The following is a 13,336-nucleotide window of genomic DNA, read 5'->3' as shown; positions in this document are numbered from 1 at the left end:
GGCTTTAATCCGTTACCGGACCGAGAAAACCTTACTCAGCAACGATGCTGATGTATTTACGGTTGTTCGGGCCTTTAACTTCAAATTTCACTTTACCGTCTGCTTTAGCAAACAGAGTGTGGTCACGACCGCAACCTACGTTGTTGCCAGCGTGGAATTTGGTACCACGTTGACGAACGATGATGCTACCCGCCAGAACGGATTCGCCACCGAAACGCTTAACGCCCAGGCGTTTAGCTTCTGAATCGCGACCGTTACGTGTGGAGCCGCCAGCCTTTTTATGTGCCATTTAAATCTCTCCTCAGGTCTTAGGCGCTGATGCCAGTAATTTTCACATCAGTGAACCACTGACGGTGGCCCTGCTGCTTACGGTAGTGTTTACGACGACGAAACTTAACGATTTTAACTTTCTCGCCACGACCGTGAGCAACAACTTCAGCTTTGATAACGCCGCCATCAACGAAAGGAACGCCGATTTTGACTTCTTCACCGTTTGCGATCATCAGAACTTCAGCGAACTCAACAGATTCGCCAGTTGCGATGTCCAGCTTTTCCAGGCGAACGGTCTGACCTTCGCTTACTCGGTGTTGTTTACCACCACTTTGGAAAACCGCGTACATATAAACTCCGCTTCCGCGCACATCCTCGTATGAATCAGAGTGCGCTATAAATATTCACAATAGGGCGCGAATATTACGCAAAACGCGAGCCTTTGACAAGTGCTACCGTCAATACATGAAGAAAAAAAACACAACACGTACGGTAACGTTTATCTGAGCCGTTTTTTCAGTACAATCAGCAATACTATTGATAAACCGAAACCCTTTGTTACCCCATTGAAGATGGGATAAACAGGATAAAAAGCCCGGCTTTTGCGATGAATTTAGAAAAAATCAACGAGTTAACCGCGCAAGATATGGCGGGTGTAAATGCAGCAATCCTGGAGCAACTCAACTCTGACGTTCAGCTGATCAACCAGCTGGGCTATTACATCGTCAGCGGCGGCGGCAAACGCATTCGCCCGATGATTGCCATTCTGGCTGCCAGAGCCGTTGGCTACCAGGGAAATGCGCACGTCACTATTGCAGCACTGATCGAATTTATCCACACCGCAACGCTTCTTCACGACGACGTCGTAGATGAATCCGACATGCGTCGTGGCAAAGCCACGGCAAATGCCGCCTTTGGCAACGCAGCCAGCGTTCTGGTGGGGGATTTTATCTATACCCGCGCCTTCCAGATGATGACCAGCCTCGGTTCGCTGAAGGTGCTGGAAGTGATGTCTGAAGCCGTTAACGTCATCGCCGAAGGCGAAGTGCTGCAGCTGATGAACGTCAACGATCCGGATATTACCGAAGAGAACTACATGCGCGTGATCTACAGCAAGACAGCGCGCTTGTTTGAAGCGGCGGCTCAGTGCTCCGGTATTCTGGCAGGTTGCACAGAGGCACAGGAAAAAGGGCTGCAGGACTATGGCCGCTATCTTGGCACCGCGTTCCAGTTGATTGACGATTTACTGGATTACAGCGCCGATGGCGAAACACTCGGTAAAAACGTGGGTGATGACCTGAACGAAGGTAAGCCAACCCTGCCGCTGCTGCATGCAATGCGCAATGGTTCACCTGAACAGGCCAAAATGATCCGTGAGGCTATCGAGCAGGGAAATGGTCGACATCTTCTGGAACCGGTACTGGAAACAATGGCTATCTGCGGGTCGCTGGAGTGGACACGCCAGCGTGCTGAAGAAGAGGCCGATAAAGCCATTGCAGCTCTTCAGGTCATTCCAGACAGCCCGTGGCGTGATGCTCTCATTGCGCTAGCCCACATTGCCGTCCAGCGCGATCGCTAACCTCTCCTCTTCTCCCCGTATCAATACGGGGAGATTCCAGTAAACGTCAATAAATTCCATATTCATGTTAAATCATCGGCTTACATGCCGCATGAATAAAGCCATGTCATATTCTGAATATTGCTTCCAGTAACGCGAACTTTTTAGAACCAATGTTCGAAATGCGTATAGTACCCCTGTCGTTTCAGGAGAAATGACGTGGGTGAATACGAACATAAGGACAGCTTTATGGATACGAAATTTATCGACTGGCATTCCGCAGATATCATTGCGGCACTGCGTAAAAAAGGAACATCGCTTGCAGCAGAGTCACGCCGCAGTGGCTTAAGCTCTTCCACTCTGGCAAATGCGCTGACCCGTCCGTGGCCCAAGGGTGAATTGATTATTGCAACGGCGCTGGAAACACACCCGTGGATAATCTGGCCGTCGCGCTACCACGATCCCATTACCCATGAATTTATTGACAGAACACGCATGATTCGCCAGAAAAAAACGAAAGGAGAGCAGCCGGTGTAATGCTCTTTTTTTGACAGGAATAGCAACCCCCCGGTCATTTCTGGCAGGGGGCTGCCGGAACGATTACTCGCCCTTCACACGCTCGATATTCGCACCCAGCGCGCGCAGTTTGTCTTCGATACGCTCATAGCCACGATCGATGTGGTAGATACGATCAACAACCGTCGTCCCTTCCGCGATACAGCCTGCCAGCACAAGGCTTGCTGACGCACGCAGATCGGTTGCCATCACCTGTGCGCCAGACAGTTTTTCTACGCCGTGGCAGATCACGGTGTTGCTTTCGATTTCTGCATGCGCGCCCATACGGATCAGTTCCGGTACGTGCATAAAGCGGTTTTCGAAGATGGTCTCCGTGATCACACCAGTACCTTCAGCCACCAGGTTCAACAGGGTGAACTGCGCCTGCATATCGGTCGGGAAGGCCGGATGTGGAGCCGTGCGAACGGTAACCGCTTTCGGGCGCTTGCCGTGCATGTCCAGGCTGATCCAGTCTTCTCCGGTCTCAATATCTGCACCGGCTTCACGCAGTTTTGCCAGTACGGCATCCAGAGTGTCAGGCTGTGCATTACGGCACACAATTTTGCCGCCAGAAATGGCTGCAGCCACCAGGAAGGTACCGGTTTCGATACGGTCTGGCAGAACGCGGTACACACCGCCACCCAGGCGCTCAACGCCTTCGATGGTGATACGGTCAGTACCCTGGCCAGAGATCTTCGCCCCCAGCGCGATAAGGAAGTTGGCGGTATCCACAATTTCCGGCTCGCGAGCAGCGTTCTCGATGATGGTGGTACCTTCTGCCAGCGTCGCCGCCGACATGATGGTGACGGTTGCGCCAACGCTTACTTTGTCCATGACAATGTGTGCGCCTTTCAGACGGCCATTAACGGACGCTTTAACGTAACCTTCTTCGAGTTTGATCTCTGCGCCCAGTTTTTCCAGGCCAAAGATATGCAGGTCAACCGGACGCGCGCCGATAGCACAGCCCCCCGGCAGAGAGACCTGACCCTGACCAAAACGCGCCACCAGCGGGCCCAGCGCCCAGATGGATGCACGCATGGTTTTTACCAGGTCGTACGGTGCAGAGAAGTTGTTAACGTTGCTGGCATCAATCCAGACGGAACCGTTGCGCTCGACTTTGGTACCCAGTTGACCAAGCAGTTTCATGGTCGTGTCGATATCTTTCAGCTTCGGTACGTTCTGAATTTCTACCGGCTCTTCCGCGAGCAACGCAGCGAAGAGGATTGGCAGCGCGGCATTTTTTGCGCCAGAAATTGTGACTTCGCCCTGGAGGCGAGTAGGCCCCTGTACACGAAATTTGTCCATGTAATTGCTCTCTTATAAATTCAACCGTGCTGCGGGCGCATCGCCCCCAGCTCAAAAACCATTTAGTTTGCGATCGCGTGCCCACTCTTGTGGGGTGAACGCTTTGATCGACAGGGCGTGGATGCGGTTATCTGCAATGTATTCCATCAGCGGCGCGTAAACAGCCTGCTGCTTCTTCACACGGCTCATACCGTCGAACATCTCACCCACAGCAATAACCTGGAAGTGACTGCCATCGCCAGTGACGTGGGCTTCCTGAAGGGAGAGTGCATTCATCAGCACTGTCTGGATTTCATGATTTTCCATGGGCTCTTAATCATCTGATAGTGAAAACAAGCCAAACATCTTAGAGCAAAGTGGCGTTGTCTTAAACAAGCAAAAAGCCCCGACGGTGAAACTGCCAGGGCTTGCGGAAGTAACGTACTGAAAAAATTAGTGAGGTAACAGCTCTTCAGATAAATTGTAGAGCTGTGCCAGGGTCACGACATTATCGCTCGCGCCAGCCAACGTGACGTTGGCTCCCTGCTTTTTCCCCACGGCAACAAGATGGATGAGCAGCGCAATGCCTGCCGTATCGACCCGCGTAACGTCGCTTAAATCAATCTGTGTAACGCCCTGCATGGCTTCGTGGCGCTTATCCCATAAAGGGTTCAGCAGATCCTGGTCAAGCTCACCAGACAGCGTTAACACTTCGCCTTCACGCGACCAGCTAAGTTGCTGTGACATTACTTTTTCTCGTCCAGAGAAATTTTCTGACGAGAGATAGACTGCAGCTGTGCGGTCAGGCCATCAATGCCTTTGGTGCGCAGCAGGTCGCTCCACTCGTTCTGCTTAGTCGTGATCATGCTCACCCCTTCGGCAATCATGTCATACGCCTGCCAGTTTCCGGTCTGGCTGTTTTTACGCCACTGGAAGTCCAGGCGAACCGGTGGACGGCCATTAGGATCCAGGATGGTCACGCGGATAGGAATAATGGTCGCACCACCCAGCGGTTGCTCCGGGGCAATCTGGTAGGTCTGACCGTGATACATCGCCAGTGCCTGGCCGTATGCCTGTTTCAGGTATTCGTGGAATGCAGCAAAGTAGGCATCACGCTGCGCAGGGGTGGCGTCTTTGTAGTAACGGCCCAGTACCAGTGCGCCTGCATATTTGATCTGCACATATGGCAGCAATTCCTGATCGACTACATCACGCAGATAGTCAGGATTTGCACGAATTTTAGGTTGTTCATTTTTAAGACGATCGAAGGTTTTCTTCGCGGCCTCGTCCATCAGTTTGTACGGGTTGCTCTGATCCGCAGCATGTACTGCGGTGAGAGGGGCAATGACCAGCATGGCAACCATTAACAGTCGTTTAAACATGAATCACTTCTCCTGGTATTAATTGGTCGCGCCTGGGGTCGGCTCGACGTTGGTATGGTCTTTCCCCTGTGCAGGGGTAGCATCAGACGTTTTATCTTCCCCTTTACCGCTGTAAAGGAACTGACCAATCATATCCTCCAGCACCATCGCTGACTTCGTATCCTGGATCACGCTACCGTCTTTAAGAATAGTCGTCCCCAGTTCTGGATCTTCAAAACCAATGTTAAGAGCCAGATATTGCTCGCCCAACAGACCAGAAGTACGAATGGAAAGAGAGCTGGTATCCGGGATATGGTTATAGCGCTCTTCGATATCCATCGCGACACGCGGCAGATAGGTTTTCTCATCAAGCGTAATGTCCGCAACGCGGCCAATCACCACACCGCCAACGCGTACTGGTGAGCGTGCTTTCAGGCCACCGATATTATCGAAAGTGGCATAGACACGGTAAGTCGGCTCAGTACGGATAGACGTAATATCCGCTGCTCTCAGGCAGATAAACAGAGCGGCCAGCAGTGCCAGCAGCAGGAACACGCCGACCCAAATTTCATTTTTTCTCGTTTGCATGAACTCAATTCCCAAACATCAGTGCGGTGAGCACAAAATCCAGACCCAGTACGGCCAGTGACGAATGAACGACAGTACGTGTAGTTGCACGGCTAATGCCCGCCGACGTCGGAATAGCATCGTAACCATTAAACAATGCAATCCAGGTGACCGTAATGGCAAATACCACGCTCTTAATCAGACAGTTAACCAGATCCTTTCTCAGATCGATGGCGTCCTGCATGGCAGACCAGAAGAACCCGGCATCAATGCCTTTCCAGTGCACACCAACCAGCGAACCGCCCCAGATCCCCACGGCAACAAAGAGGACAGTCAGTAACGGCAATGAGATAACACCGGCCCAGAAACGTGGCGAGATCACGCGACGCAGCGGATCGACCGCCATCATCTCCATACTGGAAAGCTGCTCGGTCGCGCGCATCAGGCCAATTTCTGCGGTTAAGGCCGACCCTGCTCGCCCGGCAAACAGCAATGCGGCAACAACCGGCCCCAGCTCACGCAGTAGCGAAAGTGCCACCAGCATCCCGAGACTGGTTTCTGCACTGTAGGTCGTCAGCACAAGATAACCCTGCAGCCCAAGCACCATGCCGATAAACAGACCGGAAACAATGATGATGAGCATCGACAACACGCCGACGTTATAGAGCTGTCGCACCAGTAAAGGTGCGTGCTTACGAAATTCCGGCTTGCCGACCAGCGCGTTGAATAACATCAATCCGGCACGCCCGAACGTCCTGATGGTTTTTATGCCACGGTGTCCAAGAGCGGCCAACGCATTTAACAGCATGAGTGGCTTAACTCCCTATTCCCAATAAATCGTCACGATAGTCACCCGCGGGATAACGGAACGGTACAGGCCCATCCGCAATACCGTCCAGGAACTGCCGCACTTGCGGATCGCAATTTTCCTGCAACGCCTGAGCGCTGCCATGCGCGACGATCCTTTTGTCTGCCACAATGTAGGCATAGTCGGCAATACTCAACACTTCCGGCACATCGTGAGAAACCACGATACAGGTAACGCCGAGCGCGCTGTTCAGTTCAGAAATGAGCTTCACCAGCACGCCCATCGTGATAGGATCCTGTCCGACAAACGGCTCGTCGAACATGATTAAATCGGGTTCTAATGCAATGGCTCGTGCCAGCGCAGCGCGGCGCGCCATACCACCGGAAAGCTCTGATGGCATCAGCTTCGCGGCTCCCCGCAGCCCCACAGCTTCAAGCTTCATCATCACCGTGCTTTTCAGTAGCTCGGGCGACAAATGGGTATGCTCACGCAGTGGGTAAGCCACGTTATCAAAGACATTCATATCGGTGAACAGTGCCCCCGACTGAAAAAGCATACTCATGCGCTTGCGGACAGTATACAGACGCGAGCGAGACATCTCCGGGATGTTTTCACCGTCGAAGAGAATTTCACCGCTATCCGGTGGAATTTGCCCGCCAATAAGACGCAGCAAAGTCGTTTTACCGATCCCTGATGGCCCCATGATAGCGGTTATCTTACCACGCGGGACCGTCAGCGAAATATCATCAAATATCAATCGGTTGGCACGAGAAAAACTCACACCACGTACGTCGACTAAATTCGCCATCGTTTGGCTCATTTATGGTTCCTTTCTTGCCCGACTCCACGCTGAGCATGAAGCTTAAATCAGCCCTAAACTCAGCATTTTTACAGAATATTAGCCGTTGAGGTTAGCGAAAGCTGGCATTTGTTTTACTTTTCCGGCGCATAAAGTCAAAATTAGGAATTCGTTACGCCTCAGACGCTATGCAACGCCAACAATTCCTGCGCGGTGGACCGGCGAGTATACCTGAAGAAAGGACTTTTGATGCTTTTAGCAACAGCACTGTTAATAATTGGTTTACTTTTGGTGGTCTACAGTGCTGACCGTTTGGTGTTTGCTGCATCTATCCTGTGTCGACTGATTGGCGTGCCACCTATTGTCATTGGGATGACCGTTGTCAGTGTCGGAACATCACTTCCTGAAATTATCGTTTCTGTCACAGCATCGCTGCATGGTCAGGCAGACCTGGCTATTGGCACTGCGATTGGCTCCAACATCGTCAACATTCTCCTTATTCTGGGCTTAGCGGCGCTGCTGCATCCATTTCGCGTGCATTCTGATGTTCTGCGTCGTGAATTGCCGCTAATGTTAATCGTAAGCCTGCTGGCAGGCTGCGTATTTTATGATGGCGTACTGAGCTACAGTGACGGCATTTTTTTGCTGGCGCTGGCCGTCATATGGTTGCTTTATATTGTGAAAATCGCCCGTCAGGCTGAAAAGCAAGGCCATGACAGCCTGACACGTGAGCAAATTGCCGAACTCCCGCGTGAAGGTACACTGCCTGTCGCACTCCTCTGGCTTGGTGTCGCGCTGATCATTATGCCAATGGCTACGCGCATGGTGGTAGATAACGCGACGGTGCTGGCGAACTATTTCGCCATGAGCGAACTCACCATCGGTCTGACCGTCATTGCCATCGGAACCAGTCTGCCGGAGTTGGCCACGGCCATCGCTGGCGCACGGAAAGGTGAAGACGATATCGCGATTGGCAATATCATTGGTTCAAACATTTTTAACATCGCCATCGTGATGGGCCTGCCAGCCCTGATAACGCCAGGACCCTTTAACCCCCTGGCCTTCTCGCGCGATTACGGTGTGATGTTGCTGGTCAGCGTTATTTTTGCTCTGCTCTGCTGGCGGCGACAACGACAGATCGGCAAAGGCGCAGGTGCGCTGCTGACAGGTGGATTTATCGTATGGATGGCGATGCTGTACTGGCTTTCGCCTCTTCTCTCTGGGTAAAACGGAAACGTATTATGTCGCAAGTAGAATTGCAGCCGGGTTTTGACTTTCAGAAAGCAGGCAAAGATGTTCTGGAGATTGAACGTGAAGGTCTGGCGCAGTTAGATCAGTACATTAACCAGGACTTTAGTCAGGCATGTGAGAAGATGTTCTACTGTGCCGGTAAAGTTGTGGTGATGGGAATGGGCAAGTCCGGCCATATTGGACGCAAAATGGCAGCGACGTTTGCCAGCACGGGAACCTCCTCCTTCTTTGTTCACCCGGGGGAAGCCGCGCACGGTGACCTGGGCATGGTAACGCCACAGGATGTCGTTATTGCGCTGTCGAACTCTGGTGAATCCAATGAGATCCTGGCGCTGATCCCGGTACTGAAGCGCCTGCAGGTTCCCCTGATTTGCATGACCAGCCGCCCCGAAAGCAGCATGGCGCGCGCTGCAGATATTCATCTGTGCGTCAAAGTTCCCAAAGAAGCCTGCCCGCTTGGCCTTGCGCCAACGTCCAGCACCACGGCGGCGCTGGTCATGGGTGATGCGCTTGCCGTTGCGCTGCTGGAAGCGCGTGGTTTTACCCCTGAAGATTTCGCGCTTTCCCATCCTGGCGGTGCGCTGGGGCGTAAGCTGCTGCTGCGGGTTAACGACATTATGCATACTGGCGATGAGATCCCTCACGTCAGTAAAGCGGCCTCCCTGCGCGATGCGCTGCTGGAAATCACCCGTAAAAATCTGGGTATGACGGTGGTGTGCGACGACCTGATGAAAATTCAGGGAATTTTCACCGACGGCGACTTACGCCGCGTGTTCGATATGGGTGTCGACGTCCGCACGCTCGGGATCGCCGATGTCATGACCCCAGGCGGCATCCGCGTTCGCCCTGGCACCCTGGCAGTGGATGTGCTGAACCTGATGCAGTCCCGTCATATCACCTCAGTCATGGTTGCCGATGGCGACCAATTGCTGGGTGTGGTACATATGCATGATCTGCTGCGCGCAGGCGTAGTGTAATGAAGGATAAGACAATGAGTAATGCGGGTGCATCCCTTGCAACCTGTTATGGCCCGGTCAGTACCCATATGATGGCGAAGGCAGAAAATATTCGTCTGCTCATCCTCGATGTGGATGGCGTACTCTCCGACGGTCTGATTTATATGGGCAATAATGGTGAAGAGCTGAAAGCGTTTAACGTTCGCGACGGCTACGGCATTCGCTGTGCGCTGACGTCGGGTATCGAAGTTGCCATCATCACCGGGCGGAAAGCTAAACTTGTAGAAGACCGCTGTGAAACGTTAGGCATTACCCATCTTTACCAGGGACAATCCGACAAGGTGGCAGCCTTCAATGACTTACTGGGAAAACTGGCTATTGCACCGGAAAACGTGGCCTATGTCGGGGACGATCTGATTGACTGGCCGGTCATGGCTGAAGTCGGCCTGAGTATCGCGGTTGCGGATGCGCATCCGCTGCTGATCCCGCGAGCTGACTACGTCACCCATATCAACGGTGGCCGGGGTGCTGTACGTGAAGTCTGCGATCTGCTTCTGCTGGCGCAGGGCAAGCTTGATGAGGCCAAAGGGCAATCGATATGAGTAAAACCAGACGTTGGGTTATCATTCTGCTTTCGCTTGTCGCACTGGTACTGATTGGCGTGAACCTTGCCGATCGTGACGATACACAAACGGAAGTGGTCAATACTAACGATCCAACCTATAAAAGCGATCACAGCGACACCGTGGTCTACAGCCCGGAAGGTGCGCTGAACTATCGCCTGATTGCCCAGCATGTTGAATATTTTTCAAATGACGGTATTTCGTGGTTTACCCAGCCAGTCATGACGACGTTTGATACTGACAAAGTTCCGACGTGGTCAATTAAGTCAGACCGGGCAAAACTGACAAATGACCGTATGCTTTACCTGTATGGCCACGTTGAAGTCAACGCCCTGACCGCTGACTCGCAACTACGCAAAATTACGACAGATAATGCCCAAATCAACCTGGTGACCCAGGACGTGACTTCGCAGGATCTGGTCACATTGTATGGCACAACATTTAATTCCAGCGGTCTGAGAATGCGCGGGAACTTACGCAGCAAAAATGCCGAGCTGATTGAAAAGGTTAGAACCTCCTATGAAATTCAAAACAAACAAACTCAGCCTTAAAGTAATTATCGCCAGTGCGATGCTGGCAGCCAGTCTTCCCGCGCTTGCTGTGACTGGCGATACCGAACAGCCTATCCATATCGAATCCGACACGCAGTCGCTCGATATGCAGGGTAACGTCGTCACCTTTACGGGCAACGTCGTAATGACCCAGGGCACCATCAAAATTAACGCCGACAAAGTGGTCGTCACCCGTCCTGGCGGTGAGCAAGGCAAAGAAATTATTGATGGCTATGGCAACCCGGCCACCTTCTATCAGATGCAGGACAGCGGTAAGCCGGTAAAAGGTCATGCCACACATATGCACTATGAGCTGGCGAAGGATCTTGTCATCCTGACCGGTAATGCCTACCTGGAACAGCTGGACAGCAATATCACCGGTGACCAGATCACCTATCTGGTGAAAGAGCAAAAAATGCAGGCTTCCAGCGAGAAAGGCAAACGCGTAACCACCGTGCTTGTTCCATCGCAGCTGCAGGACAAAGGTAAGGGCCAGGCCCCGGCACAGAAGAAGAGTAACTAATTCGTTATGGCAACATTAACTGCAAAAAATCTCGCGAAAGCCTATAAGGGCCGCCGTGTCGTGGAAGATGTCAGTCTGACCGTCAACTCCGGCGAAATCGTTGGCCTGCTCGGCCCAAACGGTGCGGGTAAAACCACGACTTTCTACATGGTTGTTGGCATTGTGCCGCGTGATGCTGGCAACATTGTCATTGATGACGAAGACATCAGCCTTCTGCCACTGCATGCGCGCGCGCGTCGCGGTATCGGCTATCTGCCTCAGGAAGCCTCCATTTTCCGCCGTCTGAGCGTTTTCGATAACCTGATGGCGGTACTGCAAATTCGCGACGACCTGACCAGCGAACAGCGTCAGGATCGCGCGAATGAACTGATGGAAGAATTTCACATTGAGCACCTGCGTGACAGCCTGGGTCAGGCGCTGTCAGGTGGTGAACGCCGTCGTGTTGAGATTGCCCGTGCGCTGGCTGCAAACCCGAAATTTATCCTTCTGGATGAACCGTTTGCGGGCGTTGACCCAATCTCCGTTATCGACATTAAACGCATTATTGAACACCTGCGCGACAGCGGGCTTGGCGTATTGATCACTGACCACAACGTCCGTGAAACGCTGGCCGTGTGTGAACGCGCCTATATTGTTAGCCAGGGCCATCTGATTGCCCACGGTACGCCGCAGCAGATCCTCGAAGATGATCATGTTAAGCGCGTGTATCTTGGGGAAGACTTCAGACTCTGATAGGGTAGAGGTAACGTAACGCCGAACCGGAGAAAAATGCTCTGAACATGAAGCAAGGTTTGCAATTAAGGCTCAGCCAACAACTGGCAATGACGCCGCAGTTACAGCAGGCAATTCGCCTGCTGCAACTGTCTACATTAGAACTCCAGCAGGAGCTCCAGCAAGCACTGGACAGCAATCCGTTACTGGAGCAAGCCGATCTTCATGACGAGGTAGATACCCAGCAGTCGCAGGACACCGAAACACTCGACACCGTTGATGCTCTCGAGCAAAAAGAGATGCCGGACGAGCTTCCTCTGGATGCCAGCTGGGATGAAATCTACACCGCCGGAACGCCTTCCGGGACGCGTGCAGACTACCAGGACGATGAGCTACCGGTTTATCAGGGTGAAACTACCCAGTCGCTGCAGGATTACCTGATGTGGCAAGTAGAGCTCACCCCTTTCTCTGATACCGATCGCGCGATTGCGACCTCTATCGTCGATGCCGTTGATGACACTGGCTATTTGACCGTCACGCTGGAAGAAATCCTCGAAAGTATCGGTGACGAAGAGATCGAGCCCGAAGAGATTGAAGCCGTTTTGAAGCGTATCCAACGCTTCGACCCGGTTGGCGTGGCGGCGAAAGATCTCCGTGATTGCCTTTTGATCCAGCTGTCGCAGTTCAGTAAAGAGACGCCGTGGATCGAAGAAGCCCGCTTAATCATCAGCGATCATCTGGATCTTCTGGCTAACCATGATTTCCGCACGCTCATGCGCGTCACGCGTCTGAAAGAAGAAGTGCTGAAAGAGGCGGTTAACCTGATTCAGTCGCTCGATCCGCGACCCGGACAGTCGATCCAGACCAGCGAACCGGAATATGTCATTCCGGACGTACTGGTGAGAAAACATAATGACCGCTGGGTCGTTGAACTGAATTCCGACAGCATCCCTCGCCTGCAAATCAACCAGCAGTATGCCTCCATGTGCACCAGCGTGCGCAACGACTCCGATAATCAATATATTCGTAGCAATTTGCAGGAAGCACGATGGTTGATCAAAAGTCTGGAGAGCAGAAATGATACGCTACTGCGCGTGAGCCGCTGTATTGTCGAGCAGCAGCAGGCATTCTTCGAGCAGGGCGAAGAGTATATGAAACCGATGGTACTGGCGGACATCGCCCAGGCCGTCGAAATGCACGAATCAACCATTTCTCGTGTGACCACGCAGAAGTATCTGCACAGTCCGCGAGGCATTTTTGAGCTTAAGTATTTCTTCTCCAGCCATGTGAACACCGAAGGCGGTGGCGAAGCCTCGTCAACGGCGATCCGCGCACTGGTGAAGAAGTTGATCGCCGCGGAGAATCCCGCGAAGCCACTGAGTGACAGTAAGTTAACCACCATGCTGTCCGACCAGGGTATTATGGTGGCACGCCGCACTGTTGCGAAGTATCGAGAGTCTTTATCCATTCCGCCGTCTAACCAGCGTAAACAACTGGTCTGACACAACCGATAAGGAAG

Annotated in this window: 18 protein-coding genes; 9 read left to right on the top strand and 9 right to left on the bottom strand. The window is 52.6% G+C overall.

The window, feature by feature from the left end:
* Positions 1–31: 31 nt before the first annotated feature.
* A complete protein-coding gene (gene rpmA, locus ACJ9N4_RS19235) occupies positions 32–289 on the bottom strand; it encodes a 50S ribosomal protein L27 (RefSeq protein WP_004385076.1) in 258 nt (85 codons plus the stop codon).
* A 19-nt stretch (positions 290–308) separates the two neighbouring features.
* Entirely contained in the window at positions 309–620 is a 312-nt protein-coding gene (gene rplU, locus ACJ9N4_RS19230; protein ID WP_003025032.1) for a 50S ribosomal protein L21, read from the bottom strand.
* 257 nt (positions 621–877) lie between these two features.
* Between rplU and ispB the strand changes: the two genes are divergently transcribed.
* Positions 878–1,849: an octaprenyl diphosphate synthase gene (gene ispB / locus ACJ9N4_RS19225; protein ID WP_182919011.1), complete on the top strand. Its 972-nt coding sequence runs from the start codon at positions 878–880 to the stop codon at positions 1,847–1,849.
* Between the two features lie 228 nt (positions 1,850–2,077).
* A complete protein-coding gene (sfsB, locus tag ACJ9N4_RS19220; RefSeq protein ID WP_182272780.1) occupies positions 2,078–2,365 on the top strand; it encodes a DNA-binding transcriptional regulator SfsB in 288 nt (95 codons plus the stop codon).
* Positions 2,366–2,428: 63 nt separating this feature from the next.
* On the opposite strand, the gene murA is transcribed toward sfsB, so the two are convergent.
* The 7 genes from murA to mlaF all read right to left on the bottom strand — a co-directional run bounded on the left by murA (position 2,429) and on the right by mlaF (position 7,223).
* The gene (gene murA / locus ACJ9N4_RS19215; RefSeq protein WP_182272781.1) at positions 2,429–3,688 is read right to left on the bottom strand and encodes a UDP-N-acetylglucosamine 1-carboxyvinyltransferase; all 1,260 of its coding nucleotides are present in this window, start codon (positions 3,686–3,688) and stop codon (positions 2,429–2,431) included.
* Between the two features lie 51 nt (positions 3,689–3,739).
* On the bottom strand, positions 3,740–3,994 hold the full coding sequence (ibaG, locus tag ACJ9N4_RS19210; protein ID WP_008501458.1) for a BolA family iron metabolism protein IbaG: 255 nt from the start codon (positions 3,992–3,994) through the stop codon (positions 3,740–3,742).
* Positions 3,995–4,120: 126 nt separating this feature from the next.
* Entirely contained in the window at positions 4,121–4,414 is a 294-nt protein-coding gene (mlaB, locus tag ACJ9N4_RS19205; RefSeq protein ID WP_182272782.1) for a lipid asymmetry maintenance protein MlaB, read from the bottom strand.
* Positions 4,414–5,049 carry a phospholipid-binding protein MlaC gene (mlaC, locus tag ACJ9N4_RS19200; RefSeq protein ID WP_182272783.1) on the bottom strand — a complete coding sequence of 212 codons (636 nt, stop codon included), beginning with the start codon at positions 5,047–5,049 and terminating at the stop codon, positions 4,414–4,416. Before mlaC ends, mlaB begins: the two co-directional genes overlap by 1 nt.
* An 18-nt stretch (positions 5,050–5,067) precedes the next feature.
* Positions 5,068–5,616: an outer membrane lipid asymmetry maintenance protein MlaD gene (gene mlaD, locus ACJ9N4_RS19195; RefSeq protein ID WP_182272784.1), complete on the bottom strand. Its 549-nt coding sequence runs from the start codon at positions 5,614–5,616 to the stop codon at positions 5,068–5,070.
* 4 nt (positions 5,617–5,620) lie between these two features.
* On the bottom strand, positions 5,621–6,403 hold the full coding sequence (gene mlaE, locus ACJ9N4_RS19190; RefSeq protein ID WP_182272785.1) for a lipid asymmetry maintenance ABC transporter permease subunit MlaE: 783 nt from the start codon (positions 6,401–6,403) through the stop codon (positions 5,621–5,623).
* Positions 6,404–6,410: 7 nt separating this feature from the next.
* Complete coding sequence (gene mlaF / locus ACJ9N4_RS19185) at positions 6,411–7,223, bottom strand: phospholipid ABC transporter ATP-binding protein MlaF (RefSeq protein ID WP_182919012.1); 813 nt, start codon at positions 7,221–7,223, stop codon at positions 6,411–6,413.
* A 228-nt stretch (positions 7,224–7,451) separates the two neighbouring features.
* Between mlaF and ACJ9N4_RS19180 the strand changes: the two genes are divergently transcribed.
* The 7 genes from ACJ9N4_RS19180 to rpoN are packed head-to-tail and all read left to right on the top strand — an operon-like array spanning position 7,452 to position 13,319.
* On the top strand, positions 7,452–8,429 hold the full coding sequence (locus tag ACJ9N4_RS19180) for a calcium/sodium antiporter (RefSeq protein WP_182919013.1): 978 nt from the start codon (positions 7,452–7,454) through the stop codon (positions 8,427–8,429).
* A 14-nt stretch (positions 8,430–8,443) separates the two neighbouring features.
* Positions 8,444–9,430 carry an arabinose-5-phosphate isomerase KdsD gene (gene kdsD, locus ACJ9N4_RS19175; protein ID WP_182272788.1) on the top strand — a complete coding sequence of 329 codons (987 nt, stop codon included), beginning with the start codon at positions 8,444–8,446 and terminating at the stop codon, positions 9,428–9,430.
* A 14-nt stretch (positions 9,431–9,444) separates the two neighbouring features.
* The gene (gene kdsC, locus ACJ9N4_RS19170) at positions 9,445–10,011 is read left to right on the top strand and encodes a 3-deoxy-manno-octulosonate-8-phosphatase KdsC (protein ID WP_182274577.1); all 567 of its coding nucleotides are present in this window, start codon (positions 9,445–9,447) and stop codon (positions 10,009–10,011) included.
* A complete protein-coding gene (gene lptC / locus ACJ9N4_RS19165) occupies positions 10,008–10,583 on the top strand; it encodes an LPS export ABC transporter periplasmic protein LptC (protein WP_182272789.1) in 576 nt (191 codons plus the stop codon). Before kdsC ends, lptC begins: the two co-directional genes overlap by 4 nt.
* The gene (gene lptA, locus ACJ9N4_RS19160) at positions 10,552–11,106 is read left to right on the top strand and encodes a lipopolysaccharide ABC transporter substrate-binding protein LptA (RefSeq protein ID WP_182272790.1); all 555 of its coding nucleotides are present in this window, start codon (positions 10,552–10,554) and stop codon (positions 11,104–11,106) included. The genes lptC and lptA overlap by 32 nt, the downstream gene beginning before the upstream one ends.
* Positions 11,107–11,112: 6 nt before the next feature.
* The gene (lptB, locus tag ACJ9N4_RS19155) at positions 11,113–11,838 is read left to right on the top strand and encodes an LPS export ABC transporter ATP-binding protein (RefSeq protein WP_182272791.1); all 726 of its coding nucleotides are present in this window, start codon (positions 11,113–11,115) and stop codon (positions 11,836–11,838) included.
* Between the two features lie 47 nt (positions 11,839–11,885).
* A complete protein-coding gene (rpoN, locus tag ACJ9N4_RS19150) occupies positions 11,886–13,319 on the top strand; it encodes an RNA polymerase factor sigma-54 (protein ID WP_182272792.1) in 1,434 nt (477 codons plus the stop codon).
* Positions 13,320–13,336 lie beyond the last annotated feature (17 nt).

Origin of the sequence: Enterobacter sp. LM3 (assembly GCF_046622475.1) — a bacterium.
Lineage (GTDB): Bacteria > Pseudomonadota > Gammaproteobacteria > Enterobacterales > Enterobacteriaceae > Enterobacter > Enterobacter cloacae_P.
Note: the sequence above shows the minus strand (reverse complement) of the source record. Positions and strands in the feature narration are given on the sequence as shown.